Origin of the sequence: Desulfosarcina variabilis str. Montpellier, assembly GCF_048565275.1 — a bacterium.
GTDB classification, from domain to species: domain Bacteria; phylum Desulfobacterota; class Desulfobacteria; order Desulfobacterales; family Desulfosarcinaceae; genus Desulfosarcina; species Desulfosarcina variabilis.
This window is the reverse complement of record NZ_CP159846.1, coordinates 1,632,621-1,658,836: the sequence shown is the minus strand read 5'-3', so window position 1 is coordinate 1,658,836 and position 26,216 is coordinate 1,632,621. Positions and strand designations below refer to the sequence as shown.

35 protein-coding genes are annotated in these 26,216 nt (G+C 45.6%); 3 read left to right on the top strand and 32 right to left on the bottom strand.

The features are described from left to right. Positions 1-7: 7 nt before the first annotated feature. The 22 genes from Dvar_RS07365 to Dvar_RS07260 form a co-directional block, all read right to left on the bottom strand. A complete protein-coding gene (locus tag Dvar_RS07365) occupies positions 8-166 on the bottom strand; it encodes a hypothetical protein (RefSeq protein ID WP_023400175.1) in 159 nt (52 codons plus the stop codon). A gap of 557 nt (positions 167-723) precedes the next feature. Continuing rightward, complete coding sequence (locus tag Dvar_RS07360) at positions 724-903, bottom strand: hypothetical protein (RefSeq protein ID WP_419661053.1); 180 nt, start codon at positions 901-903, stop codon at positions 724-726. A 169-nt stretch (positions 904-1,072) separates the two neighbouring features. Further along, the gene (locus Dvar_RS07355) at positions 1,073-2,203 is read right to left on the bottom strand and encodes a hypothetical protein (RefSeq protein ID WP_419661052.1); all 1,131 of its coding nucleotides are present in this window, start codon (positions 2,201-2,203) and stop codon (positions 1,073-1,075) included. A 29-nt stretch (positions 2,204-2,232) separates the two neighbouring features. After that, the gene (locus Dvar_RS07350) at positions 2,233-3,219 is read right to left on the bottom strand and encodes a hypothetical protein (protein WP_419661051.1); all 987 of its coding nucleotides are present in this window, start codon (positions 3,217-3,219) and stop codon (positions 2,233-2,235) included. A gap of 28 nt (positions 3,220-3,247) precedes the next feature. Then, positions 3,248-3,853: a DUF1294 domain-containing protein gene (locus tag Dvar_RS07345; protein WP_419661050.1), complete on the bottom strand. Its 606-nt coding sequence runs from the start codon at positions 3,851-3,853 to the stop codon at positions 3,248-3,250. Positions 3,854-3,891: 38 nt separating this feature from the next. Continuing rightward, on the bottom strand, positions 3,892-4,230 hold the full coding sequence (locus tag Dvar_RS07340; RefSeq protein ID WP_419661049.1) for a hypothetical protein: 339 nt from the start codon (positions 4,228-4,230) through the stop codon (positions 3,892-3,894). Positions 4,231-4,303: 73 nt separating this feature from the next. Continuing rightward, positions 4,304-4,795, bottom strand: a complete 492-nt coding sequence (locus Dvar_RS07335; protein ID WP_419661048.1) for a hypothetical protein — start codon at positions 4,793-4,795, stop codon at positions 4,304-4,306. A 23-nt stretch (positions 4,796-4,818) separates the two neighbouring features. Continuing rightward, the gene (locus Dvar_RS07330; RefSeq protein WP_419661047.1) at positions 4,819-5,265 is read right to left on the bottom strand and encodes a DUF3795 domain-containing protein; all 447 of its coding nucleotides are present in this window, start codon (positions 5,263-5,265) and stop codon (positions 4,819-4,821) included. A 136-nt stretch (positions 5,266-5,401) separates the two neighbouring features. Beyond that, on the bottom strand, positions 5,402-6,136 hold the full coding sequence (locus tag Dvar_RS07325; RefSeq protein ID WP_419661046.1) for a Nif3-like dinuclear metal center hexameric protein: 735 nt from the start codon (positions 6,134-6,136) through the stop codon (positions 5,402-5,404). A 141-nt stretch (positions 6,137-6,277) separates the two neighbouring features. Continuing rightward, positions 6,278-6,409 carry an NAD(P)H-dependent oxidoreductase gene (locus Dvar_RS07320; RefSeq protein WP_419661045.1) on the bottom strand — a complete coding sequence of 44 codons (132 nt, stop codon included), beginning with the start codon at positions 6,407-6,409 and terminating at the stop codon, positions 6,278-6,280. After that, complete coding sequence (locus tag Dvar_RS07315; protein ID WP_419661044.1) at positions 6,375-7,694, bottom strand: glycosyltransferase; 1,320 nt, start codon at positions 7,692-7,694, stop codon at positions 6,375-6,377. The genes Dvar_RS07320 and Dvar_RS07315 overlap by 35 nt, the downstream gene beginning before the upstream one ends. 53 nt (positions 7,695-7,747) lie before the next feature. Then, complete coding sequence (locus Dvar_RS07310; RefSeq protein ID WP_419661043.1) at positions 7,748-8,716, bottom strand: alpha/beta hydrolase family protein; 969 nt, start codon at positions 8,714-8,716, stop codon at positions 7,748-7,750. Further along, entirely contained in the window at positions 8,713-8,889 is a 177-nt protein-coding gene (locus Dvar_RS07305; protein WP_419661042.1) for a hypothetical protein, read from the bottom strand. Before Dvar_RS07305 ends, Dvar_RS07310 begins: the two co-directional genes overlap by 4 nt. A gap of 37 nt (positions 8,890-8,926) precedes the next feature. Beyond that, a complete protein-coding gene (locus Dvar_RS07300; RefSeq protein ID WP_419661041.1) occupies positions 8,927-9,316 on the bottom strand; it encodes a hypothetical protein in 390 nt (129 codons plus the stop codon). A 141-nt stretch (positions 9,317-9,457) separates the two neighbouring features. Then, a complete protein-coding gene (locus Dvar_RS07295; RefSeq protein WP_419661040.1) occupies positions 9,458-9,667 on the bottom strand; it encodes a hypothetical protein in 210 nt (69 codons plus the stop codon). A gap of 137 nt (positions 9,668-9,804) precedes the next feature. Next, positions 9,805-10,248, bottom strand: coding sequence for a GNAT family N-acetyltransferase (locus Dvar_RS07290; protein ID WP_419661039.1), 444 nt, complete (start codon positions 10,246-10,248; stop codon positions 9,805-9,807). Further along, a complete protein-coding gene (locus Dvar_RS07285; RefSeq protein ID WP_419661038.1) occupies positions 10,245-10,793 on the bottom strand; it encodes an N-acetyltransferase family protein in 549 nt (182 codons plus the stop codon). Before Dvar_RS07285 ends, Dvar_RS07290 begins: the two co-directional genes overlap by 4 nt. Before the next feature lie 236 nt (positions 10,794-11,029). Further along, positions 11,030-11,587, bottom strand: a complete 558-nt coding sequence (locus tag Dvar_RS07280) for a hypothetical protein (protein WP_419661037.1) — start codon at positions 11,585-11,587, stop codon at positions 11,030-11,032. 161 nt (positions 11,588-11,748) lie between these two features. Next, positions 11,749-11,964, bottom strand: coding sequence for a signal peptidase II (locus Dvar_RS07275; RefSeq protein ID WP_419661036.1), 216 nt, complete (start codon positions 11,962-11,964; stop codon positions 11,749-11,751). Positions 11,965-12,157: 193 nt separating this feature from the next. Continuing rightward, positions 12,158-12,304 carry a hypothetical protein gene (locus Dvar_RS07270; protein ID WP_419661035.1) on the bottom strand — a complete coding sequence of 49 codons (147 nt, stop codon included), beginning with the start codon at positions 12,302-12,304 and terminating at the stop codon, positions 12,158-12,160. Positions 12,305-12,447: 143 nt separating this feature from the next. Continuing rightward, the gene (locus Dvar_RS07265) at positions 12,448-12,912 is read right to left on the bottom strand and encodes a GNAT family N-acetyltransferase (protein ID WP_419661034.1); all 465 of its coding nucleotides are present in this window, start codon (positions 12,910-12,912) and stop codon (positions 12,448-12,450) included. Positions 12,913-13,193: 281 nt separating this feature from the next. Beyond that, positions 13,194-13,742: a GNAT family N-acetyltransferase gene (locus Dvar_RS07260; RefSeq protein ID WP_419661033.1), complete on the bottom strand. Its 549-nt coding sequence runs from the start codon at positions 13,740-13,742 to the stop codon at positions 13,194-13,196. Between the two features lie 627 nt (positions 13,743-14,369). On the opposite strand from Dvar_RS07260, the gene Dvar_RS07255 reads away from it, so the two are divergent. Then, on the top strand, positions 14,370-15,257 hold the full coding sequence (locus tag Dvar_RS07255; RefSeq protein WP_419661032.1) for a DMT family transporter: 888 nt from the start codon (positions 14,370-14,372) through the stop codon (positions 15,255-15,257). Here Dvar_RS07255 and Dvar_RS07250 read toward each other — a convergent pair. After that, on the bottom strand, positions 15,247-16,458 hold the full coding sequence (locus Dvar_RS07250) for a MalY/PatB family protein (RefSeq protein ID WP_419661031.1): 1,212 nt from the start codon (positions 16,456-16,458) through the stop codon (positions 15,247-15,249). The two genes, Dvar_RS07255 and Dvar_RS07250, sit on opposite strands and share 11 nt — an antisense overlap. Before the next feature lie 141 nt (positions 16,459-16,599). Here Dvar_RS07250 and Dvar_RS07245 point away from each other — a divergent pair, with 141 nt between their 5' ends. Beyond that, entirely contained in the window at positions 16,600-18,471 is a 1,872-nt protein-coding gene (locus Dvar_RS07245; RefSeq protein WP_419661030.1) for a GNAT family N-acetyltransferase, read from the top strand. Between the two features lie 159 nt (positions 18,472-18,630). Here Dvar_RS07245 and Dvar_RS07240 read toward each other — a convergent pair whose 3' ends face one another. From Dvar_RS07240 to Dvar_RS07200, 9 genes are all read right to left on the bottom strand, one after another. After that, positions 18,631-19,467, bottom strand: coding sequence for a DNA ligase (locus tag Dvar_RS07240; protein WP_419661029.1), 837 nt, complete (start codon positions 19,465-19,467; stop codon positions 18,631-18,633). A 236-nt stretch (positions 19,468-19,703) separates the two neighbouring features. Then, positions 19,704-20,948 carry a hypothetical protein gene (locus tag Dvar_RS07235; RefSeq protein ID WP_419661028.1) on the bottom strand — a complete coding sequence of 415 codons (1,245 nt, stop codon included), beginning with the start codon at positions 20,946-20,948 and terminating at the stop codon, positions 19,704-19,706. Positions 20,949-21,126: 178 nt separating this feature from the next. After that, complete coding sequence (locus tag Dvar_RS07230; protein WP_419661027.1) at positions 21,127-22,005, bottom strand: AraC family transcriptional regulator; 879 nt, start codon at positions 22,003-22,005, stop codon at positions 21,127-21,129. A gap of 28 nt (positions 22,006-22,033) precedes the next feature. Beyond that, positions 22,034-22,426, bottom strand: coding sequence for a cupin domain-containing protein (locus Dvar_RS07225; RefSeq protein WP_419661026.1), 393 nt, complete (start codon positions 22,424-22,426; stop codon positions 22,034-22,036). Then, positions 22,395-22,994, bottom strand: coding sequence for an SDR family NAD(P)-dependent oxidoreductase (locus Dvar_RS07220; protein WP_419661025.1), 600 nt, complete (start codon positions 22,992-22,994; stop codon positions 22,395-22,397). The genes Dvar_RS07225 and Dvar_RS07220 overlap by 32 nt, the downstream gene beginning before the upstream one ends. A gap of 79 nt (positions 22,995-23,073) precedes the next feature. Further along, positions 23,074-23,361 carry a hypothetical protein gene (locus Dvar_RS07215; RefSeq protein ID WP_419661024.1) on the bottom strand — a complete coding sequence of 96 codons (288 nt, stop codon included), beginning with the start codon at positions 23,359-23,361 and terminating at the stop codon, positions 23,074-23,076. Positions 23,362-23,473: 112 nt separating this feature from the next. Beyond that, positions 23,474-23,599 carry a hypothetical protein gene (locus Dvar_RS07210; protein ID WP_419661023.1) on the bottom strand — a complete coding sequence of 42 codons (126 nt, stop codon included), beginning with the start codon at positions 23,597-23,599 and terminating at the stop codon, positions 23,474-23,476. Between the two features lie 50 nt (positions 23,600-23,649). Continuing rightward, on the bottom strand, positions 23,650-24,504 hold the full coding sequence (locus Dvar_RS07205) for an SDR family NAD(P)-dependent oxidoreductase (protein WP_419661022.1): 855 nt from the start codon (positions 24,502-24,504) through the stop codon (positions 23,650-23,652). Between the two features lie 96 nt (positions 24,505-24,600). Next, the gene (locus tag Dvar_RS07200; protein ID WP_419661021.1) at positions 24,601-24,912 is read right to left on the bottom strand and encodes a putative quinol monooxygenase; all 312 of its coding nucleotides are present in this window, start codon (positions 24,910-24,912) and stop codon (positions 24,601-24,603) included. 290 nt (positions 24,913-25,202) lie between these two features. Between Dvar_RS07200 and Dvar_RS07195 the strand changes: the two genes are divergently transcribed. After that, on the top strand, positions 25,203-26,201 hold the full coding sequence (locus Dvar_RS07195) for a DUF6599 family protein (RefSeq protein WP_419661020.1): 999 nt from the start codon (positions 25,203-25,205) through the stop codon (positions 26,199-26,201). The last annotated feature ends 15 nt before the right edge of the window (positions 26,202-26,216 follow it).

Below are 26,216 nucleotides of genomic sequence, written 5' to 3'. Positions count from 1 at the left end.
GTTTTTTTTAATCGGAAACATAACGGGGATATGTTTTTTTAGCCGTCTCAGCTATTCTCAAATCTATTTCAAGCGTTAGAAAAGGATGATCGCCTGCTGTCACTCCCAAAACCTGACCTTCCTCCGGTTCAATTATCCAGCCACCACCGCCCCATTTTTTTTTCATCTCCGCCTCTGTGGCTGAAATTTGATGACAGACAGTACGCACCGGACACCACTGCCGCTGTCCTGCCTCCGGCAATCCATTTGTCTGTCGAAGTCAGGCCGGTGGCGCGAGGGCAGACAAGCAGTTCGATGCCCTGAGCGGCATATTCACAGGCATGAACCCCGAACCATAATTCCGTGCAGATAAGAAATCCTATTTTCTTTTCATCTCATTATCATTTATTCTCTTTTTCAGATACATTCAAAATGATTGAATCTACCAGTGCTTGAGCCGTTTTTTCAATTTCATCAGTATCAATATGCATAAATTCCATATGAATCCGTATAGCAAGGGCTGCCTGTTGAAAAGCATTTATGGGAAAAAACGTTTTAGGAAACAACTCCCGATACTTTATAATGAAATTTGATGCCTTTTGAACAGCTTTGAATGCTTTTATATCATTGGATGAAGATAAATCGAACGACCACTGCCTTGCCGTCTTATAGATCTGTGATTTCTTATCACCGGGGAATATCCCGGTCGCCGGGTAGATCCTGCAGTCATATTGAAGGCATGTCTTAGGCGATACTCATATATTGAGCATTGCCCTTCTTTAAACTTTGGACAATGGCCATTTTCATCATAACCCAATAAGTAATGCCCTTTGGGTAGTCCCAATCATATTCAAATCCTTCTGCCGGGTAATCCAGTTTTCCACCCGGGAGAACCCATTCTTGCCGCCATGCCGCTTCGGCCAAACTGATGTCTGTTGTTTATCGATCGCAAGGAACGTGGTCACACCATCGAAAAAGGGTTGTCCCACCGGCGCCACAAGCGAACTCCCATTGAAAAATTCAGCGGATTTGTCAAGACTTGCGTTTTTAAGCTAAATTATTCACGAATTCAGTTTATTGGACCTTTTTCACTTCAGTATTCTGGAGAACCAGCCAAAGTTTTTTTAAGCAGAAGCATACGGAAAGTCGATTCTATCTCTATAGCATTTTTCTTCCTGCGATTTTCACCGAGTCTTACATATTTTTCGCTTAAATAATTTTTTGGGAAAGTATAAGTTCCTGTCGCAGTTTTGAATTCTTCTAAGTGATTAATACATTTTTTCATCCAGTCTGAATTAGTAGCATTCTTAAATCTAGCCATCAAATCTACGTATCGAACAAGCACTCGTTTATCCCTTTTATTCTCTACGTTATGAAAGTACGGCAAAGTTGGGCTCCATCCGCAAGTATAGTATCGTTTGTTTGCATTGAAAAAAAGTAAGCCATACCCTTCTCGCAATACTTGGAATCGATCATCAAGAACATATTCTATTATCCTATCAATTTTCATCCGCAGCTTATTAGATTTACAGTCTTCAGGAAAGTATGCAAGAGTATAGATATCCCAAATATTTGGTAAAGGCCTTTCATTAAACCCAGGGTCAAATTCAGATCTAAGTACTGGAGTATTGAGCCAATGATGCGGCCTTTTAAGCATTCTTGACAGAACAGATTGATCATAGTACACATCATAATTCATTTCTTTAGCATTTCTGTATAGCGCTTCCGTTCGGAATTCAACAAAATCAAGCAATTCTTTGTATCTATAACCAGCCCGAATGAGAAAACAAGTCATTAGCACTGCAATAAAAATTGCCCAATTGTTTCGTACATCTTGTCCGCTTCTTGACGCATTTGCTTGCTGAACCAAATTGTTATTGACATACTGCCTAAAGATTCTCATCTTTTTGTCAAATGGTTTGATGTTCTTTGTAAACCCGAATTCAAGCAACTTAGATATGTATCCCTCCAAACCATCGACTTTGTGGATAGCGTTCAGTGTTCGTTTATCATTGGTTTTTATTGGTCCAAAATCATCCAGCTTAGCCAATAAGTACTGTATTTTCTCATCATTAACGATATCCTTTATGAAGTCTTTTTCAAGCTGATAATTATCAAGAAACTCAATAGCAGTTCTGTATCTAATTACAGGACCGCCATTATTCATTAACCACTCAATGATTGATCTATTTTCTTCTATCGGCATTTCCAAATAATTAAGCATACACACGTACGACCTTATTTCTATCGTTTTCATCCCCATAATGAATTTAATGCCACTATTATCGCACCCATTAACGCAGAAACTGATCCAAGAATCCAATTGTCTTTACACGTTATCTTACTCGACTCACAATATTTCCTATTACCGGATACAATGAATCCGGCCCCCAACGCAACCAAAATTAAAAATCCAAGAAGGGCTCTAATCGGAAACTGCCTGTATTTCTTTTCAAGTTCATCAGCAATAACCTTCACCAATTCCTGATCTGCTTCCTTTCCGTGTTCTTTAGCATACTTATCGAGAAATTCAGATAGTTCATTCCCTTTCAATCGATCGTTCACTGAAGTCTTTATTTCATTATAGGCGCTGTCTTTAACCAAAATTTGCTCAGAAACCGTCAGCATCCCATGAAACAGTATAGCTATAGTTGTAGATATTATAATCAGAAAAAAGCCATTTTTCGAGTGCCGATCGGGAACCCAGCTTTTCACCTCAGGAGAGAATGTAAAGGAGACAAAAAATGCCACTCCAATAGTCAAAAAAGATGTGAATATAAGAAAAGCATGGCGAACATTTCCATGAATAGTGTCGAAAATAATCCTTCCATCTCCAGAGCCATAGTAAAAACAGATTACGAGATAATAAAGGCCATGAACTAATAAGATGCTTGATGCTACTGACAACCAAGCTTTAACAATTCGAGTTGTTCTGAAAAAAACAGCGGGAAAAGCAAGGATTACGCCAACTACCAGTTCGATGGCTATTCCAGATAGATGAACGAAAACAAATGATAGATCGGAAAGATTGTCAGTTTTTGGTGTCCACCCGTAATGAACCCATCCACCGCCAAATAAAAAAAGATAAAAATCTGTGATTTTTCCACCAAGCAGCTGCCAAGACAGGGTATGTCCTGCAAATTCATGTAGCAAAAGTCCAAATCTTCCAGATAAAAATAATAGGAAGAACATGAAAATCGAAAGTTTAATGCTTTCGCTTATGAAATTTTTCATTTCCATACAGGCACAACGTACACGGCTGTTTGCCTCAATTCATTATTTTTTTAAAAGCCTCCGAAAACCTTGCACTATATGGCGAAAGAAGGTAGCCAAGCCCGCAGATGTTGAGAGCGGTTGTTATCCAGAACATATAACGAAATGACACCTTGCTTGATTTATGACGTAATAATTGTTGTGCATAGTGCGCACCCGGCCAACCGCCCAACAAGGCAAGTGTATGGAGAGAATTTTCAGGCACACGTTGTGCGCTTTTCCGGGCTGCGGATTTATCACGGGCGTAAATGGCAAAAGTCAGCAAACTCATGATAAAGTAAATCCAAAATATCACAACTGGTAGAAAACCGCCATATGATACTACGGCAATAAAAATAAGAAATCCCATAGAAATGATAAAAGCTTTGAAGGCTGAGCCAATTGAATATGCAACGCAGACAATCTTGACCTTTTCCGCCCTTGGGCGACCTTTCGAATCTGCGAACCGAGAATAAGTGACTTTATCACCTACTCTCGGGCGTATGGTTCCACGAGGAAATGATTTAATATGTATGAAGACATCATTTTCCCCCGTATTGGGAGCAACAAAACCAAATCCTTTTTCGTCATTCCATTTGACGATTTTTCCTTTTTTTCGCATCAATACTCCTGATGGCCAACGGGCTTCCAATAGAATTTCTATTCAAGGCCATATACCCGTCTCGGTGCAAGATAGTCAGGGTACTTGTCAATTAGTCTCAGACGCGCCGCATAACAGAGATGACATTCATCAACGTACTCACTATTTATATCGATATTATGCTCTTCAATCAAACGGATTGGCCCACCACGAACCAAAGGCCCACAAATAGGGTGCTTTTGAGCATCATAGGTTTGAATCAAATCAGAAAGCGGTGTTTCCCAGCAATTTCCGATACTGATGCCTTGACAGACATGAACGTTACCGTATGAATCCACGTGAACACGTGTTGGATTGACAAGGTCTTCGTAGGGGCATTCTTTAAGCTCTTCGCTCATTCTCGTGGGTAGTTCTTTAGCGAATTTTTCTACTGCCCTTCCCCTTAGTTTTATTCCGCCACTAATCTAATGATTATGTAACGCTATCTGATTCAAGTATAAATTTCAGGTTTTCACCTTCTTCTCTCATATGCTGTTTTATACTCGCAAGACCTTTTTCAATACGTTTTTTTGCTATAAGCTTAAGCAAGAATGGAACTCGTCCATGTATTGTGGCAGTAAAAATACAACTATCGCCTTTAGCCTCAACGGCAAAACCCATTTTTGGTACGTATCTTCTTAAATATTTGGAAAACGGCATGTATGAAATAGTTTTATTTGGAACAACCTCATTAACGATGAACTTTAGTTTGTGCAATTTTCCCACGAAATATTCCTCAGCATATCCGATAGATCCTTCCTGCCAAGGCGGACCTTTTAGCCAACGCCAAGTCACATGATCATTTGGATGCCAGGCTCTATAGCTTTCATCATCAACAATATCATAAAGGAAATTGAAGATCTTTTCTGGTGTTGTATAAATTTCGACTGTATCAATGAAAAACACATCTTCTAAAAATTTCATAAACTGCACCTTCACTGTAAGCTCTATAATTTCCAATTCCCTTTAAAATAGGTGTCTTTCACATCTTTTGCTTTTTCCTCTGCCCAATTTTCTAACCCCAATTTTTTAATAAGGCATAAATTAAATACCTTCGTATTGTGCGGTAATATTGCTGCTTGATCAGCATATGGGTGAAGGTGATCACATGGAAAGTCATCACATTCATAGCAAAACGAGATACCTTTTCTTTTTGCACAGGGATAAACGCTGCATTCCATCGGGATAAAGGGGATTTTACCGTCTTGGTTGCGGCAACCATTGCAGACTGCATTCTTAGCCTGCTCAGGAGATATATTAAGTGCCTCAGCGATCACTGGTATCAAATTCAAATCTTCCCTTGCCAAATAACCAATACAATTAAAACAATCGAGACCACAAGGTGCAGTCATTTGCTTATAATCCATATTTTCTCCATTTTCTTTGGTAAGCATGAAATCTTTAAGTCATTATTATTTGAAAAGCAATTTTGGAAACCCTTTTCCAAAATCAGCGGAGGATTCACTGCCCAACGAATAGATTTGGTGTGGTATTGTTCTCGTGGTACCCAGCGGCCAAATGTCCGGCAGCTTAAAGATCAGCCGATGTCTTGTCTACAATTAACTCTGTTTCAATGCTGAATTCTTTCCCGATACAATCGAGCAACACCTTCACAGCAGGCAGTTCGGTTGCATAATGCCCCGATAGAATAAGGTTCATACCTGACTCTCTAGCATATAGCTTGCCAAAGTGAATCGCCTCTCCTGACAAAAAAGTAGTTGCTCCTTTTGCTCTTGCTTCCGACATCCATTTTGGTCGAGCACCCCAGCCTGCTATAATACCGACTCGTTCGATTTTCCTTCCCGCCGGTAAGACATAGGGATTATTTCCCAGAATCGCAGAAATATGTGGTATTAATTCCTCTAAAGTGGAAACATTGGTAACCTCGGCAATAACACCGAGATTGTCCAGGAAAGAATCAGAAATATGCCAACTAAGCGATCGTGCTAATGAAACCGCTGTGCCGAGTTCTGAATGCAGGTCCAAGGGATCATGAGAAACATAGCTTGAAATCTTGAACTGACGAAGGAACTCACTTTTTTTTTCTGCAAGCTCAGCGTCGGTGCTACTCCATGCGTCATGATGTGTGAAAAGAAAATCACAACCTGTTCGGTTTGCATGATTTATTGCATAGAGTGAAAGATCCACGGCACCGCCGATTTTTCGTATCTTCGTTCTGCCTGTGATCTTCAAACCTGAGTTCCCACCATGGGCTCTGATTTTGAGAATTTTATCCAGAAAATTTACTATTTTATCGAGTTTCATGTCTTCATCATCTGTTGAACGCTACAAATATGATCAATGAATTTGTGCCTTACACCTGCCATTGGTGATTCCCATGGGATTTGATCAAATTGAATTCGGTATGGAATGCCCATTTCTATCTCCTTCAAAGTATAAAACGGATTATGTCGCTGTTATTAAATCATGGAAAAAAACGGTATGTCCGTTGGCTTCAAGAGTCGCAAGGCAGCATTTTGCTATTGCAAAGTTTAGGCTGTCTTTATTTGGGTGAGCAATAATCAATAATATTTTCATCTGTTCCTTTTTCATTCATCCATTGAGTGATAAATGCTGCCGCATTTGATGTGCCGTTTTCCTTGCGGAGACGGCGGCCGAGGACTGCAGCGTTTTCGCGCATTGTCGGGTCATTCATGACCGCGTCAATGGCGCGACAGAGAGACTCAACGGTCAGCCTCTTCTGTGGTATGGGAGAAGGCCCAACGTTAAGGCGCTCGACGTGTCGCCCCCAGAAGGGCTGGTCTCCGAAGAACGGGCATATAATACTCGGTTTCCCTGCCAACAGTCCGGCGGCGGTCGTGCCGCATCCACCATGGTGCACTACGGCATTAACCTGCGGGAAAAGCCAGCGATGTGGTACGGCGTCGATGAGCATGATTGATTCTGATTGTGCTGAATCACCTGGTTCAAGGCCACCCCACCCCCGGGCAAGTATCGCCCGCACACCGGTGCGCCGGACTGCTTTTAATATGATCTGGGTAACCCGTTTCGGATCACGCCCGAAGATGCTTCCAAACCCAAAGTACACTGGCGGTTCGCCCCTTGACAGGAATTCGGTCAAGGATCGTGGTGGATTCCAGTCTTCAACCTGGTCGAGAAACCAAAATCCTGTCACAATTGCGGTCTCTGGCCAATCATCCGGACGAGGGATGATGTATCTGCTGAATGCATGTAACGCCGGGATCGGACGGCCATCCGGAAGCTGCATCCTGAATCCGGGGCTCCGTGGATTTAGCCCGTGGTGTATGCGCCAATTCCTGACTCTCTTGCTCATCATCATCAATATCTTTCTGATGAGTTGATAGGTCAGCCAACGATACCCAGATCCCAGTGGAAGTTCGGGGAACCCCATGGCTGGGAATCTGGTCGTCGGCACATATATGGGGAGCCAGAAGGCCAGCATGCATGGCACCCCGAGTCTCTCGGCAAAGTCCGGCGCTCCAAGCGCCTTGGGGTGATATAGAATCAGATCTGGGGCAGTTTCCTTGCACGCCGCCCAGACATCTTCCATCTGTCGTTCCTGGAGATTGCCGAGCTTCGAAATCATGGGCGCCAGAGTTTTTATCGTCTCCCAGAAGCTTCCCGCATTCCCGAGGATGATCTTACCCTCTGGTGAGTGCATGAAATCAATGAAATCGTTGTTGACGTAAGCATAGCCAAGACCGTATTCTCGAACGAAGGGCTCGAAGTGCGCACAGGTACAAATGGTGATTTCATGGCCGGACGCCATCAGTTCGCGGCCCAATGCGATATAGGGCTGAACATCACCTCGTGTGCCAATCGTTATAATCAGTATTTTCATGCTAAAATATTATTCTCACACTCTGTCATTATTTCAGAATATATAATACTAAGTTAGCAGAGAAACCATTCAATAACGTTTTTAAAAACAAACACCATTCCTCGACCATCACATTTCACGCTAAAACTGTGGTCACCACCTTCAATCCGTTCGGCAGTAACATCACGGCCTTGAACAAGCAACTCCGCATACATAACATCAAATCCAATTACGGAATCCGATTGGTCCTCAGTGCCTTGGGCCAGATAGACTTTTGCATTTGTACCCTTTAGTTCATCAACAACAGAATCCGATAGAAACGTGGACCATCGCCTATATGGATGGCCCATCCAGAAATGTTCAATGCTATTCGGTTTCTTTTGAATTCTAGCCCAATTATCAACTACATCTTGTACGGCTGGCTCTTTATGTCCATCAGGTGCCCCAGCCCGGGCAAACTCGATAAGACTAAAGAGTTGGGTCACACCACCACACCCCAATGGTGCAACATGTGTAATTTCAGGAATTTTAGCAGCAACGCGGGCAGCAACGATTCCGCCTTCTGAATGACCGGTTACCATATTTTTTTTTGAGTTTATGTCAGGCTGAGACAGTACTGTTTTCAGGGCTGCCATGTTTGCCTCTGTCCATCGCGGTAAAGTATGCTCTTTTAAGAATTCCTTTGCCCCCTCCTCCGCGGATCCCATCTGTTTGGGGGTGTCAAGAAACCTGACTCCTGGTTTTTCGACTATCAACACCCGAGCTCTACCTTTAACCAACTGATAGATCAGTCCTTGTAGACCTGAACGAATTCTGTCATGAAACTTCGTCCAAACCGATTGACATCCAGATCCATTTATTAAAAGTATTAACGGAAGATTCTTCCCACACATTTCGACCGGTGGTTTTGATAAATATGCCGTAATTTTTCTATTAAAACGATCCCCTACGGTAAATCGCTTAAACGGGACAATGTTGTCAGTTGTGGTCTGATCAATCTCCACAACCTGTGCAAACAAAAAAAATGTTGGTATGCTGATCATTTACTTCCCTCAATCGGTTCACCACAAGCGACACTGTTGTTGACTTCGAGGACGGATTCAATATGCGGTTCGCTAGCCAGTGTCGGTATAGCAGCCACAAACAAACGTGCAACGGTAGGCGCTAGTGTGGCAATCGATCCTTCTGCAATGAAATTCGATGCTTCATTTGTCATATAATGAGTCTCCAGCGTGACGGGTGCTTCACACGCATCAGCTTTTTACAACCGCTGTGAAAGTAACGGTTGACAATTCAGTTGCTTTAGACAGTTTTGTCATAGATTCGAAAAAATTGAGTAATCCAAGTTCTTCAATAAAACACTCAACAAGATGAGATGCTGTATAAAATGCAGAAATCCGTTTGTCTGAGTTGAAATCGTTTAACAATTGGTCAACTTTTTCAAGATTTTCTATGTGTTCTAATTCCTCATCTAATATAGTATTCCTTTTCCCTATACAACGCCAGGAAAGGTACTCTGCGAAGCCCTCATCAAGCCATGGCCTTACTTTCAAATCTTTTAATCCATCTCCAAGGCCTTGTGATGACCCCGATTTTTCACGGACAAACAAATGACAAATTTCATGAGCAAGAATACGGCGCATTCTTTGAAAATTACCATTCATAAAATCAGTGGTTACGTTTTGGACAACGATTAGGCCACCTTTATCATTTGAGTAAGCAGATTCATTATTTCTTTATCTAAAAAACAACCTATTTATAATTTTCTAGCGACAACAGAAAAACTATGCCAATGCTTCATCCCAGCTGTTGCAGATGGCCCCCCTCTCATCTCGCTCATGAAAAAACTCCACCTTAAAATCAGTGAATAGTTTTTTGACTTGCTCTTGAACTTTGAACAATTCAATTGCTTTTAATAAGGTCGGTCTCGCGTGAATATCTTTTGTTACTTCAAGAAAATCATGCCAATTACTTTTGTCCAGTTTGCAAGTCATTCGAAATCTTTCTTCAAGGGGGTGGTTCTATCCGTTCCATGGCGTAGCAAATCGCGCCCGTTAAGCGGCGCACAGCGGCCGCTTCACGGATGGCTGCGAGGCGCACGGTTGCTTTGCGTGTCCTTACCATGAAAAGGCTATGATTTTTCAGGCCACTCATAAATGAAGTGCGTATCGGTTTCACCGCATCTTTTCAATTCATGCTTTTCATAAAACCGCTGAGCATCTAAATTAGTTTTGAATGTTCCGATTGAAAGAGGCTTCTTCGATTTATTAGAACGTTCTTTCAATTTTTCAATAACCAGCCCGCCAATACCCTTTGACTGATGTTCCGGGAGTATAGCAAAGTTTACCAAATGAATTTTCCCTTGGATTATACTTAGCGAAAAATAACCACATGGTTCATTACCGAAAAATATTATTTCATGGTCGTCTTCCAGTAAATCATGATTCACAAACTCTTCTTGTTGAGGTTGATCCCATTTCCCAAATTGACGTTGGACCATTTCACGATAGGCAAGATGATGCGTCTTCCGTATAAAGTCGTTATTCTCAGTAGTAGATGGTTTTATCGAAATCATTTTTCATGTATACCAAAATTTGAATCGCTCAATTTAGGTTGGAGTGTCTTCAAATAGCGCACAGCTCTAAGCGGTGTCCCAATGTTTAATATCTTTGAAGCACCATCGTGTAAATATCCTATGGTTTCGTAAAACTTACAAGACTGGATATTGTCCGCAAACACCCATAGAATTATTTGTTCATATCCTCTGGTCGATAGAGTACTCTCAGCCCATTCGCAAAGAGAACGACCGATCCCTTTACACCAATAATTTGGATTAAGATATATGCCCCAAATTTCAGCCGTAGCATTCTGATCGAGATCATCATCCCGGGATTGACCGATGGTTAGGAAACCAATTATTTGCATATCTATTTCTGCGACATAAGTCTCCTCAGAATGTGCTTCCAGCGACTTGCGAAATCTTTCAGAATGTTGAATGTAATTGAACTTGTCTAGTTGTGAGTCAGGGACGATCCCTCTATAAGCTGCTCGCCATGAATCAATATGTATTTTGGCAATTTCTTTTGCATCGCCGGATTTCGCTTGGCGTATAGTAATCATATGTCCTCTGCATAACGGTCACAGTGCAACCGCATTTGGATCGATTTCTATTTTTCGCGGACATGGCCCGATCCTACATCTTTAAAAATGCATGGCCATGTACGTTTTTTGTAGGAGCTGGCCATGCCTGCGACCATATTTTTGCATAACTCAGTTTTAAATGCGGTTACCCTGATAACTGCCATGCTGACAGTTGCGCAGGTGATTTTCTCCGCGAATCCTTGTCAAGCATGATGTTATGTTTCGCTTGGTATCAGATTATCCTTTAAAACGCTTGATTTGAAAGAATTTTCGGCGTTCTCTTTTATGATGCTAAGCATTTTCTTTCTAATTAAACCACTGAAAGGCCTTATGATCGGCCAATAAATAGCAAAAAACAGCTTCGTAATCATCGCTATACAATATACCCGTGTTTCAGTGCTAGCCACAACCAATTCATCCTCTATCTGGTTAATTTTAAAATTCCACACCACCTTTAATCTTCTTGATGTATTATCGATAGCAAACTGATTTTTATCTATAATTTTCTCAACCCCAACCTTTGCCCAAAAACCAATAATAAATTCTTCATTTTGGATTTCTTCAAGAAAAGTAAACTTAACTTGTTTTACAAATCCTTCCAAAGTCAGATCATTAGTAGGCAATCCTCGAACTGTTAATAAAAACCTTATTGTTTTTGATTTCGAAAAATCAAGATTTCTGGCGGCAGTGTATGCATATTCTTTGGAGCAAGAGATTTGAATATCATGGTATTCTTTGAAAGTGTATTTTGGTAAATATTTATCAAGTAACATCCGTTTCCCCCTCTTCGGTATCAACATCCTGATTGACAACTTTTATTAACACGCCGTTCGGGCCAGCCGAAAATCCCACTGAACTATTAAATTTCTGATGATTTCCAGATTGATGCGTCTGTTCAAAACGCACCGGCTTCGGCTACCCTTGCAACACGTGGTTAGCGATTTTCCTCTTTTTTCCGAAAAGTTTTGAAAAATAATAGGGCAGCACCGCCCATAATAGCTACGTCAGCAACGTTAAAAATGCCGGTTCGAAGCGGCCCGATACCGACATTTAAAAAATCCATAACAAAACCATTGTGCAATATGCGATCAATCAAGTTGCCAATTCCTGTACCGCTCAAAAAATAAATAGTAGAATTTTTAAAAGCCATATCTAATTGTATTTCATTTGGTTACAGAAAATTATAAAGCCTGCCATCATATTTCCTTATCATTCTTTTCCATCTCACTTTTCCTTATATTGGCGAAAAGCTCACTATTCTTTTGGGAACCGCAAGGGCTTCTAAATCTGGTGAATCGTCATGTTCGATGTAGTCTAAATATTTAACGCAACATGTATAAAGATTAGGATACTTTAACTGAAATATCAATATCTGATAGTTCATCATCTTTTCCAGCAAACACGATGCCTTGTAATGAGACATGAACATCAGGTATTGATTTTGATATTGTCGCTATTAGTGCTTTAGCTTTCTCTTTTCTATTGAACACTGATGTTATCTCCTATTTATCGAACGCTTCGGTTCACTTGGAGCAAGGGCTTCCAAAAAACCTTCAGAGTGCAACCGGCCTTCCTTTTACCTAAAATCTTACGAAATGGCTCGGCCCCCGCGTTCAGGTGGGACCAACTGATGTTAGATTTTGTATTTTATTAATAAATGTTCAGATATCCCTTTTTTAAATAAGTCTGGAATATTTCCTACTTTTTTATATCCTAAACCTTTATAGAATTTGTGTGCCTCTTTGTTAAAATCACTTACTAAAATAAAAACTCTATCTGCCTTTTGAAATCCTATGTCTTCAAATCGATGGATAAGATACTTACCTATCCCTTTACTTCTATACCTTCTTTTTATTGCGAGAGCAGATAAATAGGAAAATTCACCAAAACAACCATTATGAATTATACCCATGAAACCAATGCAATTGTCATTTTTATTTAAGGCGACATAAATTTGTTTTTTGGTTATCGCTTTTTTAATATTATCCTCTAATAAAGGATTGAATTTATAATATGCCTCCCATAGATTTGAATGCTTTGCACAGTCTATACAATCTTGGACATGTTCTTTTTTTGCCGTTTGTATTTTTATTTCCATGACAATTTAATGCATTTCTCACATTCCGGTTTGGAGTGACAACGGAACACCGATAAGCTACAAAAAAAATGAGGTTATGTGACATTTTTTGGTATAATAATTTTTGGAATGAATCTTCCAGTTGATGTCTGATAAACTTCATAATCATTTCCAAAAATCTCAATAAGCAATTTCTCTTCTTAATTTTGTAAAGAAGATATTTATCATTTAAATCCTATTCTCTGTTTACATAACCGTTGCGATAACCGGCAAGCTTCAGCGAATCCACGTTTATTTGCTGGTTATAATTTTCTTTTAATTTCTGATAGATTAGCATGAGCTGTAATTAAAGTATTTTTAAAGCCCAAATTTTTCCACACTTTCTCCGCTTCAAAATTTCCTTGAGAATATTCGAGTGATAATGATTCAACCCCAGACAAGCTGAAGAAACTTATTATTTGTGATACAAGTTCTTTACATAAGCCTTTGCGTCTATGTGTAGGTTCAATCCAAATATCACCTATTTGTCCAAATTTGCTTATATCATATTGTTCATTTTTTATAATCCAACCAAAACCTAACCCTACATTTGAAGCGGAAACAGAATCAAATACAGTGAGTAATAAAATGTCTGGATTTCTAATCATTTTTTGATAGAACTTGGATTGTTCGGCCCTTCTATTAACGCTGTATTTCCACAAAAGATTGTTGGACCTAAACATATGTGCTCTAAGTGAGAAAAGCATTTTGGTCAAATCAGGAACATCTTTATCTTCAGCGACTCTTATTTCATATCTCTTATTGATAGTATTCATTTCGATGATGGCTCCCCCAATAGACGCCTTTTTCATCACTCCTGCGAAAAAACCCTGCCCGATCCGGAGAATTACAATTGACGTTCCCACGCACAGCATGGGAGCGAGAGGCAGGTCAGTGAAGTTTCGTAGAAGACTGAAATCGCTAAAATGCGAACTGCTCAATTTAAACAATGGATCTGGATCATCAGGAAAAGTACCAACGCATGGGGCGGGCCAACCATAATGGATAAAGCGTTTTCTGTAAACCCTAACGTTGCAGGAACCCAGGGCAACCGCATTTGACATCCAATATGAGGAACTGAAGTCGTAGGCATGGCCAGCTCTTACAAGCCGGGCGTGGAGGACGATCTGGGAATACAAAACCGATCGCATTCCGTCCGACCTTCAGCCTTCAGCCTAAAGGGCTAAAAACCTATTATCGCAGGCATGGCCAGCTCCTACAAGACGGGCAGGGAGGAAGGTTTGAGGACTTAAAACCGACAGCATTCCACCCGACCTTCAGCCTTCAGCCTGAACGGCTATAAACCTATTGCCGCAGGCGCCACCTTGTAAAAGCACTTGGTTTTTTATAAATTATCCTTACCATTATAAATTATGAAGCAGCTTCATGTTGACAATCATGCGTCGGCTTATATTGCCGCCTGAAAGAACCAACGATCCATGACCACTGATCAAAAACCATCCCTGTTCGCATTTCTCATCGTTGCCGTGGCACCTTTGTGCTGGGCGGGCAATATCGTTTTAGGCAAAGGCGTTGCGAGCCTGATCCCGCCGGTGGCACTGGCCTTCTGGCGCTGGGCCGTCGCTTTTCTGATCCTGCTGCCTCTGACCTGGCCCTATGTCAAACGCGATTGGCACGCCGCATTGGCCGGCTGGAAAATGATCTGCCTGCTGGCCTTTTTTGGGGTCACCACCTTCAACACCCTGCTTTATCTGTCGGTCCACACCACCACGGCCATCAATGTGGCCTTGATCCAGACCACCATGCCGGCGGTAATTATCATCATATCCCTGATCGTGTACAGCGAACGGATTACCTGGCTGCAAACCGCAGGCGTGATGCTTTGTATGACCGGCGCTGGTGTGGTCGTGCTGAAAGGGAGCTGGCGGGCACTGATGGACATGGCCCTGGTGCAAGGGGATCTGGTGATGCTTCTGGCCGTCGTTTTATACGCGTTGTATTCGGCCCTGTTGCCTAAGCGGCCCGGCATTCACCCATTTAGTTTTCTCACCTATGCGTTTGGCGTGGGATGCATGGGATTGCTGCCGATTTATTTGTGGGAGGTGTTTACCTTTGGTGGCTTCTCGGTCACACCGACAACCCTTGGCAGCATCGCCTATGTGGCGGTATTTCCCTCCATTGTGGCCTATTTTTGCTGGAACCGGGGCGTTGCCGTGATCGGTGCCAACCGCACCGGCCTGTTCATCAACCTGATCCCTATGTTCACGGCCATTCTGGCGATTCTCTTTTTGGATGAGTCCTTGAAGATCTATCACCTGGTGGGTATGGGGTTGATCTTGGTTGGCTTTACGTTGTTCAATCGCTGACCGCCCTTTGTATCCGTTCCAAAGCCTCCTTCAAAATGGACCGCGGACAGGCAATATTGATGCGCTCGAATCCATCCCCCTCGGGTCCGAAGATAAAGCCTTCGTCGGGAAAAATGCGCGCCTTTTCCATCATCAGGCGCTTCAACGCCTGGCTGTCCAGCCCCAATCCGCGGCAGTCAAGCCAAACCAGGTAAGTGCCTTCGGGCCGGATGATCCGAATGCCCGGTATGTGCGCCGCAATGTATTGCTGCAAATAATCCAGGTTGCCTTCGATATACTCCATGACCTGCTCCAGCCACGGCTCTCCCTCCCGATAGGCGGTCTCACAGGCCACCACCCCAAAAGGACTGGCCCATTTGCCCATGCCGCAACTGTTGAGGGTTTTCTGGAAGCGGCGCCGCAGGGTCGGGTTGGAAATGATGATATTGGAGGTATGCAAGCCGGCCAGGTTGAAGGTTTTGCTGGGCGCCGTGCAGACCACCGCGTTTTCGGCGAATGATTCGCTGATCGTGGCAAACGGCGTGAAGGTCACCCCCTTGTAAACCAGGTCGGCATGGATCTCGTCGGCAATCACCAGAACGTTATGCTCAAGACAAATTTCACCCACGCGGGTCAGTTCATCAGGGGTCCATACGCGCCCCACCGGGTTGTGAGGGCTGCAGAGAATGAACAGGGTCGTGGTCGGATCCGCGGCCTTTTTTTCAAAATCCGCAAAGTCCATGGTGTAGCGGTCGCCATCAAGACACAGACTGCTGGAGACGATGCGGGCGGTGTTGTTTTCGATGGCATAAAAAAATGGATAGTACGCCGGCTGCTGCAACAACACGTTTTCTCCGGGCTGGACAAACGTGTGGATCAGCAGATTGACCGCCGGCACCACGCCGGGCGTGGTGAGAATCCAGTCAGGCTCGATCTGCCAACCATGGCGCCGTTTCATCCAGTCCACCACTGCCGCATCGTAATCCTCGGTTCGTAGGGTGTAACCGTAAATGCCGTGCTTTGCCCGTCGCACCAGGGCATCCACCACTGGTTGCGGCGCAGGAAAATCCATATCCGCCACCCACAGCGGCAGCATGGGGTTCTCGCCGAAATAATCATCGGTGTTGTTCCAGCGTGAAGGATTGTCCGGATCTTGAATCACACCCCATTTGACGGATTGCGTATCTTTGCGGTTGATCTCCTGGTCAAAATCGTATTTCATAATAGAAGGTCCTTGGATTGGAAATAGATAATGGGAAATTGAGAATGCAAAATGGAAAATGAAAAATGAAAAATAACTCTCCAGGCACTACATCCTGATCCCAACGCCACAAACTATAAACCATCAACCAGTGAAGCTTCAATGCCCAAATCACCATCATCCACCCCATCGTACAAACGGGTCACCCCGGATCAGGCCCTGGCCCACATCCAGCCCGGCATGAACATCTTCCTTGGCACCGGCGCGGCAGAGCCCCGGACGTTGGTCAAGGCGCTGATGGCCTCCAATGCCGAAAACCTTCAAGACCTCACATTGATCCAAATCCTGAGCTTTGGCGATGCCATCGAACTGGAAGCGCTGCGATCCCAAAAATACCGGCTGAAAACCTTTTTTTCCGGCTGGGTGGCCAGCGAAGCCGTTAGCGCCGGGCAAGTGGACCTGATTCCGAGCCGTTTTTCGGCCATTCCCTGGCTGATTACCAGCCGCCAACTGCCGGTGGATGTGGCCATCCTGCAGATTACCCCACCGGACACCAATGGGTTGTGTTCCCTGGGCATTGCCGTGGATGCCGGACGGCAGGCCATGGCGCGGGCATCCCTGGTGATCGGCGAAATCAATGCCAACATCCCCCGCACCCATGGCGATACCTTTGTCTCGGCAAATGAATTCGACATGCTGGTGGGTAGCAATGAATCGGCGCCCTATGTTCCCTGCTGGCCGGTAAAAGAAGTCTACGACCAAATGGCGGCCCATGTGGCCTCGGTGATCGAGGACGGCAGTTGTCTGGCCTTTTCCTATGGCCCCATCTATGATGCCCTGCCCCGCCACCTGGCCGCTAAAAAAGATCTGGGGATTCACTCCCCGCTCATCACCGACGCGGTCATGGCCCTGATTAAAAGTGGTGCGGTCACCAACCGCCGTAAAAAAAATTTCCAGGGCAAATCGGTGACCAGCTACGCCATGGGATCACCTGAGCTGATGCGCTGGCTGGACGGCAACCCGCTGGTGGAATTCCAGGGTATCGACAAAGTGTTCAGTCCCATTGAGATCGGCAAGAATCCACGCTTCGTGACCATTTTCCCGGCCCGCAAAGTGGATCTGTCCGGGCGTATTGCCATGCACGCCGGCAAGGGTAGCATCACCTCCGGTCCTGGACAGGCCATGGATTTTTTCAATGGCGCGGAAATATCCCGGGGCGGTTTCACCATCTTTGCCCTGCCCAGCCGCAACCTGAAAGGCAAGGGAAACATTCGTCTTTCCATCGCCGATCTTCCCAACCAGCTCAATTTACCCGATTCGGTGGACATGATTGCCACCGAATTCGGTATTGCCGCACTCTCCGGCAGGACCGTACGTGAAAGGGCCCAGGCCCTCATCGAGATCGCCCATCCCGACGACCGACCAGGACTGGTGGACCAGGCCAAAACAGCCCATATTCTTTACCCGGACCAGATTTTTATCAAAGAGAGTGCTCACCTGTACCCATCGGAAATCAGCGCACAGCACACGTTTAAGAATGGCATCACAGTCCGCTTTCGCGCCATCAAGCCATCTGATGAAGAGGAAATGCGCCGCCTTTTTTACCGGTTTTCAGACAAGGCGATTTACTACCGCTATTTCGCCCCCATTAAAACCATGCCCCACGCCAAAATGCAGGCCTATGTCAATGTGGATTACCGGGATGTACTCAGCGTGGTGGGGCTTGTGGGCCCACCGGGTCAGGGACGCATTATTGCCGAGGCCCGGTTTGTCCGGGATCGCGACAAGCCAACCGGAGATGTGGCCTTTGTCGTGGACGAGGACTATCAGGGCCTGGGGATTGCCACCTACCTGTACCATATGTTGGCCCGCCTGGCCCGCCTGCGCGGCGTCCGGGGCATGACGGCCGATGTATTGGCCACCAACCAGGCAATGATGAAGGTATTTGAGAAAGGGAATTACCAGATAAGCACCCGGTTCGAAGACGGTGCTTACACGTTGAGTATTTCTTTTGAACCGGATCTGGATGAATAAGGGCATTAGTTCGTGCTCGTCCAGAAATGGTGAATCTCGCCCGAGTCCAAGGCGGACAACAGATTCAAACCGGAGGAATATTGGTAATATTTTGAGGATTTGAATTTGTTGACCAACGCCGGAATCGGGTGCGAGGCGCCGTTTCTGGATGAACACGGATTAGTCTTTTCTCACCCTTAGGTACGAAGCAAACCTTGGAATACCGTTTTTGGTAAATCCCTGATACTTGAAGGTTACAATGGCACCGATGGGTGGCGGTTGTTTGCGCTGGTCGATCGTGAATCCAGTGCCCAGGTTAAAGGTCACACCGCTGTCGAGCCGCAGGGTCAAACTTCCCATCATACCGTTGAATTTTCCCTGGCCCGGGCGATGGGCAATCACTTCACCTTCCATATCATCGAAATTCTTGACTTTCAGCACATACGGGGTGCGTCCGGAATGAAATTCCAGATCCGGGTTCTTGACGATCACCCCTTCTCCGCCAAGGGATTCGACCTTTTTCAGAAAGGCGGTCAGGTGATCCGGCCCCTTGCAGACCATTTGCTCGATGATGCGCACATGGGGGGTCGGGTGATTTGTAAACCACTGGCTGGCCTTATCCAGGCGGTCATTGAATGCCCCCTTCGCATCTGGAACTTCAAAAATATTGTAGGTGATTTGCCGCCAGTTCTCGCTCGGCACCGCATCCAGCACGGTATTTTGCACAAAATTAAAATCATTTCGCTTGCGCCACAGTTCGCCGTCCAATGCAAACGGAGGGAAACCGGCGACAAACCAATCCGGTGCATGGATGGTTTTGCCTTTCCGGGTAAGCAATGCGCTGCCATTCCAGTACCCGCGAATGCCGTCGAGTTTTTCACTCATCATCCAGCCGGCAATCGCTTGATCACCGGTGTAAGGGCTTGCCTTTTGAAGCGATGGCGGTCCTGCCGCTGCCGTCAAGGCCGCCAAAAAGGACAGAACGAAAAGGAATGCCATCGCTTTTTTTAGTTCCAAATCTTCCTCTATACCTGAGACAATAGGTTTATAACCGTTTAGGCTGAAGGCTGAAGGTCGGGCCGAATGCTATCGGTTTTTTATTCCCAAACCGTCCTCCATGCCAGACTTTTGGGAGGCGGACATGCCAGCGACCTTTCCAGATAAATCATCATCCTCAGGTCGCGGCCATGGACCGCTCCTACACAAACAAGCCGACGAGCAGAAGATTCGTTATGTTACCAAAATCATCCGAACTATTGCCAAACACCATCCACACGAATCGGCGTATCATCATGGCAGCTGATCTGGGGATAGACTGGATACCAATATCCACCAATATTGTTTTCAATGGCTGTATCTTCCATCGTAATATATCCTCTATGATTGTTGGTGACAAAAAAGATGCCCGAGCCGTGCTGATTGACTTCATTGTATTCGATGCGCGTACCGCACAGTGAAAGGACCATATCGTTCCCGTCATTGTAAATGGCACCGCCGCTGCCGCCGCCCGGGGTGCCGTCATTCTCCGGGTTCCCGCCATATCCGATCGCCTCATTGTAGGAAAAAAGGCTGTTGATGATGGTCCATGACACACCGATGCTGCTGATGCCTCCGCCGTTGGAGCCCACGTTGCCCAGACCATCTCTGCCGCCAAATGTGCTGTTGACCACATAAACGGGCTGGTCTTGATACTGGCCGAACGCACGGATCGCGGCACCCCCGACATCCGGTCCGGTATCGGCACACACATTGTTGAAAAACCGGCAATTAACGACCTTGAATCGGCCGCCATACGCATAAACGGCGCCGCCGCCCGTGTACTTGGTTTCCGATTTTGAATTCCCATTGATAAAGGTCAGATTCTGAATGGTTAGCTGCGGATGATCCTGGTCCTGGCAATGGCTGGTGGTATGGACCTGATTCCCATCACAGGTGTTCATGTACAGAATCCGCCGCTGGTTGCCCCCACTCAAGGTCACCTTCCCGCCGCCGTCGACGACAATCTGGGGACCGGTGTTGTTAAAAATCTTGGCAGTCTCATTCAATGTTATGGTGATTGGGTCCGGCCCGCAATCAAACGTGATGATGCCCCCGAGGGCAATGGCGCCTACAACCGCCTGGCTCGTACAACTGGCAGGGGTGCCGTTGCCGATCACCTGGTCCGGTGTGGAGGTATCCTCTTCCATGGCATCGGACGGAATGGCACACTCACCAAACGGATTGCCCGCCGGCGGAAGGCCATCATCTTCCTCATTCAAGAGAGCAAAAACATCCCGACCGTCAATATCACTATCATTATCAAGGTCATAGACCGCATTGTAGTCCGAATCACTCGAGGTGGTACCAAATGCCCCAACAAAATCAGAAAAGGAGGTGGGATCATCAATAATGGCCGCATCAGCAATGGCTGCGTCCAGCCCCATTATTTTGTCAGCACCCAAATTAACCCATATGCAGAGTATTGTAATCACCAAAAACAACTTGCCTGTCTTTTTCATTGTCACTCCCTTTAACCATTCAACCGCAACATGAATTCCAAAAACAGCACCATTTTTCCAGTGGACCGTGCATCGTAACCCGAATTTGAAAGGATTTTGTTTATTTTTCATACAGCCATGAATATGGCAAGTCATAAATCTCATGAGACTTTAACGCCATCTTTGATAGACCATTGTTTTACTCAGCTATGATTATGATTGGATTGGCGCCGAAATGGGATTGATATCGAACCAGATTGGTACGGCGAAATTTCCCCGGCGGCACACCCACCGATTTCTTAAAGACTCTTGAGAAATGACTTTGATCAAAGAATCCCAACCGGATGGCGATATCGGCGATATCTCCTGATTTCAAGAGCATTTTTTTCGCCTCACGAATCCTGCAATCACTCAGATACTCATGGGGCGTTATCCCGATATGCTTTTTGAATTCTCGTTGGAAATGAAAGGGGCTCAAACAGGCCACATCGGCAAGTTGTTTCAGTGAAATATATGTTTCAAAATTCCGGCCGATGTATTCACAGGCACGTTTGATTGAGTCTTTGGCTTTTTGTGATTTGTCAATCGGAGGAGGTGACGCGGAAAAACGGCGTATCAAAAAAGTGAGCAGCGTAAAAAGCATGCTTTCAAGCTGAAGATCCGATTCCGGTGCGTCCATGATCGTAAATAATTGTTTTATTCGATCACACAACACGTCATGTGTATACCGGACGTGTTTGAAAAAAGGCGCCTTTTCCTCTAAACCGGAAATCTGGCAGGCGATGGATTGCATGGTTTCTGCCCGAACACTCAAAGCCCTGTACGAATGTCCGGCAGGGCTTCCCGAGCGGCAGGCATGGACCCGGCCGGGATTCAAGACAAATATCTCATCTTCCAAGACCTTAATCGGGCCGTCCTGGTCATCGATGATCCGGCATCCCTGCCCAACAATGCCGATAATGTATGATTCGTGAATATGACGGCGAAATTCATTGCGGATGTGATGGCCGGCGATGGCTTCCACGCCTTCAAAAAAAGGAAGGTTGAAGGTTTTGATACTTTCTTTTTGCCTGTCCATGCAACCTTCCTTTATCTCAAACAGGCTCTTACATTAATGCAGGGAAAAATTTGGCCAGTATCGTCAATCCCTGTTTTCCCGCCTGAACCCGATGATTTTCCGCCATGGGGATAACCGCCATTTTCCCGGGATGATACTCGAACACCTCCTGGTTGAGGTGAAAAACCCCCTCACCTTCTATAATTTCATGTAACTCCAATTGGTTTTCGTGGCAATGGGTTTCGAGGCAGCAGTCAGGATCGATCCTGACCAGATGCGAGCTGAAACGGCCATCGGTATCCCCACCCTTTATCAGATGCTTCAGATAAACACCTTTAAAATTGGGATGCTCCGCCCACTGCAGATCAGCGCTTTCTTCAGAACGGTTTGTGTAATAAATGGTTCCACTGTCAATGTTGGCCGCGATGGTCTGGGTTTTCATGTTGATAACGTTCCTTTTTGATTGTTTTCGGATCTATCCGGAAAACCGATCTTACCTGCGGCCGTGTTATATCGGGAAGTGTATTCAGCTTCTTGTATGATCTTGCTGATTCCCAAGCTGAACTTAGGTGAACGTCCCCCTGTTTGATAAAGATGTTGATTACATTCCCGTGCGCCTCGATCAGATCATTCAGTAGCGCCCGTGTCAGCAGATAGGGTACCCTGACATTCAGATTCAAATGTAAATCCAGAACGTCCTGATCGAAATCCGAAAAAGGGATAAAGCGGCCAATACCTGCATTATTCACTAAGATATCGATACGTCGTCTGTCATCAGCAATTTTTCCGGCGACCTCATGGACAGCCCCGTTGCTGTATAGATCGATTGAAATCGAGATGACATCGATGCCGTAGGGTAAAAGATCATTTTCTTTTTTTGACAGCTTTTGCCTGCCTCTTCCCACAAGCACCAGATTGGCGCCTTGCCCAGCACAAGCCGTGGCAATGGCTGAACCGATTCCGTCACTGCCGCCGGTGATCAGCACTGTTTTTCCGGCTAATAATTTCATTTTCTACCTCCTGAGAATAAAGGATCAACAAATTATGATTGATCAGGAGAATAAACGAAAAAGCCGGATTGTAATTATCCTATGTTAAAATTTTGCGTCTTTTTATTCTGGACAAGGATACATTGGTGATCCCAAGATAGCTGGCCAGATGGTAATCAGGAATCCGTTTGGCAAGCTCCGGATAATTGGCCAAAAAATTTTCAAATCGTTCTGCGGCCGAATGGATCAGGAATTCATATTCTCTTAAAAATTTCTCGGCGGCAAAAGATTCCGCATAGGGCAATGCAAATCTTTCCCAATACCCATAGTTTTTCAGCCACGCTTGAAAACGATCAAACCCGCACACCGAGATTCTGATATCTTCCAAGGCGGCAATACTGAACAGGCTTGGATTCCTGCGGGCATAGGGAGCTAGTGGCCATGCCAGTTCCCCCTCTTGAAAAGAGCCTTTATTAAACTCCCGGCCTTCCTTGTCTGACCTAAACTGGGCGATTCAAATTTTGGGATTCATGAAAATCGGCAAGCTCGGTTACCTGGGTAATTTCAGGGGAGGTCTGATGAAAAACGGTTTCTTTCAGGGTTTCGATTAAATGTGAAGTTGCCATCAATGTTCTCCTCCCCTCCCTCTTACTTCGCTAAAACATTTTATGTTACATTACTGAGGCCCGGGCGGAAGAGCCGGATTAAGGCCCGCAAGGATATCCTCCATGCGGGCCTGAATCAAAATATTCAATTCCGGGTGGGTAAAAACATAAAAGTTCTCTTCAACGATAGCCTGGAAGACACGAGCGGCCACCGCTTTGGGCGGCATCCCGTTTTTGATCATTTGATAAAACGCATCTTCCATGTCATCCGCATCCGCCGTTTTCTGTCCATTTATCTGCTGATTAAAATATGCCGCGGGACGATTGCGCTCGGCATCCATGATGTTCGTTTTGACAAATCCGGGGCACAGTACAGACACCTTTATTTTCGCCCTCCGGATGGCCAGATCGTGATGAAGCTGCTCGGATATGGCAACGATACCATGCTTGGTCAACTGGTAAAGCGCCGATGGATGGTATGTGGTCAAGCCTGCGATCGAGGATGTGTTAACAATATGGCACGGTGTGTTCTGTTCCATCATGATGGGAACAAATTCTCGAATACAATGGATAACGCCCCAAAGGTTGACATCGATTACCCATTTGCAATCGTTGAACGTGCTTTCCCAGATGGCGGCGCCTGCTGCCACGCCGGCATTGTTGAACAATAAATCAATGTGCTGGTATGCATTGATGGCTTCCCTTGCCAGGGCTTTCACGTTTTCATGATTGGCAACATCGGTGAGGATGGCGATGACTTGTGCACCGGCTGCTTTTAATTCGGACTGCGCGGCAAGCAGTGCTTTTTCCTCGATATCGGCCAATACGATCTTCATTTTCTCCTGTGCGCAACGCTGGGCAAGACCACGGCCAATCCCACTTGCCGCACCGGTTATTACCGCCACTTTATTTTCGAATTTTTTCACATCGCCCTCCAGATTCTACGAATACCGACATTGATCCCTGGTTTCTTCATAGTCGTTTTCGACACCGATCGCCTTCGTCCGCTGGTGCATCCGGGATCATTCACCGATTACATCATAAAATTTCAAATCGAATGACTCGCAAAGGTCGATAAAAGAAGCGGGAAGCTGCTGTCCTGGATGGGGCGGGCCAAACACCGCCACCAAATTCTTGACATGTTCACCCAATGCACCTTTATCCCGCCACTGCTCACGCAAGACAATGTTGCGGGGATCGTCTTTCTGCTGATGGAAGACATAGCCCAGGCAGCCGTCCTCGGCGTGTGACAATGGGGTGGCTTTTTCCGCAAATTCTCTAAACGCATCAACTTTATCTGCTTTTGCTCTGGCACTGAAAAGGATCGTGATCATTTTTATATCTCCTGATTCAGTTGTGGATTCGGTCAAGGGGTGGTTCGAGGGTCAGCACGATAGGGAAAAAGCCGTCCAATTTCAACAAAAACATTGATATTGAATGCTGAGATATAGATCATTCACCGATCAACGGTTGACAAACCACACAAAAAAAATTGTATTGTGGGCTAACCGACAAGCGGTCGATGTGCAGCCGTTTTCCGTCTTGTCGTCCGGACCAAGCCAATGATTCAGACAAGGCTATTGGTTCAGCGCTCAACCCATGACAACCCATTGCGACGAATGCAATGAAAACAGCTTTCCAAAAACAACCGGGGCCCCTTGAAACCCGAATTTCCATGATCATCCTGGCCGTGCTGGTAGTCGTGGCCGGTTGGGTCTTTCTTCGCCAATATCACACCCATCCGGCAGTGATTGCGTTGCGACCGGAATCACAGATTGCCGCCACATCCGCCAACACCACGCCCGCAGCCGTGGTCGACACCACCGGAAGCGATCTGATCCCCTTTTCACCGCCTGAACATTTCGGTCCGGACACGCTTTACGAAAAAATCAACGGCCGCGCCGACCTCTATCTATCATCGGGATTCATATCCCTTAACGCGCAGCGGTTTACCTTGCAAAGCGCTGCCGGCAACTGGATCGAGGTGTTTGCTTATGACATGGGCACACCGGAAAACGCCTTTTCCGTTTACAGCATGCAACGCCGGGACGCAGCAACATCCGATCGCAGCCTGCCGGACGCCTACCGTACTGAAAATGCGCTGTTCATGGTTCATGGACAATTTTACCTGGAACTAATCGGTACAAATGCCGATGATATGCTCAATGAGGCCATGGGGACATTGGCCAGGCGTTTTGCCGAAAGCCATGCCGGGGCATCCAAGGCCAAGGCCCCTGGCCAAGACTTGTTTCCAACCCAAGACCTGGACACGACAACACGGCAACTGATTACCGCCAACGCCTTTGGCTATGAGATGCTGGATCATATTTACACCGCTCAGTACCTGATCGACGGCACCCGGCTGACCGTCTTTGTCTCCGATCGTCAGACACCGGAAGCCGCATCGGCCCTGGCCGACAATTTCAGCCAGACGCTGGTCACCTTTGGTGCAACCGCCGTTGACATAAAACCACCGGTTGCAAACGCGAGCGTCCTGCAGTTTTTCGATACTTACGAAATCATCTTCAGTCATGGACCTTACGTGGCCGGTGTCCATGAAGCGGTTGACCTCAATCAAGCCGGAATGATGGCCAAACGCCTTGCCGAGCATTTGAAACAATAGCCAACCAATGAGGCC

Bases quoted from the DNA above. Each gene is read 5' to 3' on its own strand.
- Dvar_RS07315 (WP_419661044.1), bottom strand. From the start codon at position 7,694: ATGAAAATACTGATTATAACGATTGGCACACGAGGTGATGTTCAGCCC.
- Dvar_RS07305 (WP_419661042.1), bottom strand. From the start codon at position 8,889: ATGACAAATGAAGCATCGAATTTCATTGCAGAAGGATCGATTGCCACA.
- Dvar_RS07200 (WP_419661021.1), bottom strand. From the start codon at position 24,912: ATGATCACGATCCTTTTCAGTGCCAGAGCAAAAGCAGATAAAGTTGAT.
- Dvar_RS07195 (WP_419661020.1), top strand. From the start codon at position 25,203: ATGAAAACAGCTTTCCAAAAACAACCGGGGCCCCTTGAAACCCGAATT.
- Dvar_RS07280 (WP_419661037.1), bottom strand. From the start codon at position 11,587: ATGTTACTTGATAAATATTTACCAAAATACACTTTCAAAGAATACCAT.
- Dvar_RS07295 (WP_419661040.1), bottom strand. From the start codon at position 9,667: ATGACTTGCAAACTGGACAAAAGTAATTGGCATGATTTTCTTGAAGTA.
- Dvar_RS07340 (WP_419661049.1), bottom strand. From the start codon at position 4,230: ATGAGCGAAGAGCTTAAAGAATGCCCCTACGAAGACCTTGTCAATCCA.
- Dvar_RS07230 (WP_419661027.1), bottom strand. From the start codon at position 22,005: ATGGACAGGCAAAAAGAAAGTATCAAAACCTTCAACCTTCCTTTTTTT.
- Dvar_RS07285 (WP_419661038.1), bottom strand. From the start codon at position 10,793: ATGATTACTATACGCCAAGCGAAATCCGGCGATGCAAAAGAAATTGCC.
- Dvar_RS07350 (WP_419661051.1), bottom strand. From the start codon at position 3,219: ATGGAAATGAAAAATTTCATAAGCGAAAGCATTAAACTTTCGATTTTC.
- Dvar_RS07310 (WP_419661043.1), bottom strand. From the start codon at position 8,716: ATGATCAGCATACCAACATTTTTTTTGTTTGCACAGGTTGTGGAGATT.
- Dvar_RS07260 (WP_419661033.1), bottom strand. From the start codon at position 13,742: ATGAAAAAGGCGTCTATTGGGGGAGCCATCATCGAAATGAATACTATC.
- Dvar_RS07225 (WP_419661026.1), bottom strand. From the start codon at position 22,426: ATGAAAACCCAGACCATCGCGGCCAACATTGACAGTGGAACCATTTAT.
- Dvar_RS07320 (WP_419661045.1), bottom strand. From the start codon at position 6,409: ATGAAAATATTATTGATTATTGCTCACCCAAATAAAGACAGCCTAAAC.
- Dvar_RS07355 (WP_419661052.1), bottom strand. From the start codon at position 2,203: ATGCTTAATTATTTGGAAATGCCGATAGAAGAAAATAGATCAATCATT.
- Dvar_RS07255 (WP_419661032.1), top strand. From the start codon at position 14,370: ATGACCACTGATCAAAAACCATCCCTGTTCGCATTTCTCATCGTTGCC.
- Dvar_RS07250 (WP_419661031.1), bottom strand. From the start codon at position 16,458: ATGAAATACGATTTTGACCAGGAGATCAACCGCAAAGATACGCAATCC.
- Dvar_RS07275 (WP_419661036.1), bottom strand. From the start codon at position 11,964: ATGGCTTTTAAAAATTCTACTATTTATTTTTTGAGCGGTACAGGAATT.
- Dvar_RS07365 (WP_023400175.1), bottom strand. From the start codon at position 166: ATGAAAAAAAAATGGGGCGGTGGTGGCTGGATAATTGAACCGGAGGAA.
- Dvar_RS07345 (WP_419661050.1), bottom strand. From the start codon at position 3,853: ATGCGAAAAAAAGGAAAAATCGTCAAATGGAATGACGAAAAAGGATTT.
- Dvar_RS07335 (WP_419661048.1), bottom strand. From the start codon at position 4,795: ATGAAATTTTTAGAAGATGTGTTTTTCATTGATACAGTCGAAATTTAT.
- Dvar_RS07265 (WP_419661034.1), bottom strand. From the start codon at position 12,912: ATGGAAATAAAAATACAAACGGCAAAAAAAGAACATGTCCAAGATTGT.
- Dvar_RS07290 (WP_419661039.1), bottom strand. From the start codon at position 10,248: ATGATTTCGATAAAACCATCTACTACTGAGAATAACGACTTTATACGG.
- Dvar_RS07330 (WP_419661047.1), bottom strand. From the start codon at position 5,265: ATGCTTACCAAAGAAAATGGAGAAAATATGGATTATAAGCAAATGACT.
- Dvar_RS07245 (WP_419661030.1), top strand. From the start codon at position 16,600: ATGCCCAAATCACCATCATCCACCCCATCGTACAAACGGGTCACCCCG.
- Dvar_RS07210 (WP_419661023.1), bottom strand. From the start codon at position 23,599: ATGGCAACTTCACATTTAATCGAAACCCTGAAAGAAACCGTTTTTCAT.
- Dvar_RS07325 (WP_419661046.1), bottom strand. From the start codon at position 6,136: ATGAAACTCGATAAAATAGTAAATTTTCTGGATAAAATTCTCAAAATC.
- Dvar_RS07220 (WP_419661025.1), bottom strand. From the start codon at position 22,994: ATGAAATTATTAGCCGGAAAAACAGTGCTGATCACCGGCGGCAGTGAC.
- Dvar_RS07235 (WP_419661028.1), bottom strand. From the start codon at position 20,948: ATGAAAAAGACAGGCAAGTTGTTTTTGGTGATTACAATACTCTGCATA.
- Dvar_RS07300 (WP_419661041.1), bottom strand. From the start codon at position 9,316: ATGCGCCGTATTCTTGCTCATGAAATTTGTCATTTGTTTGTCCGTGAA.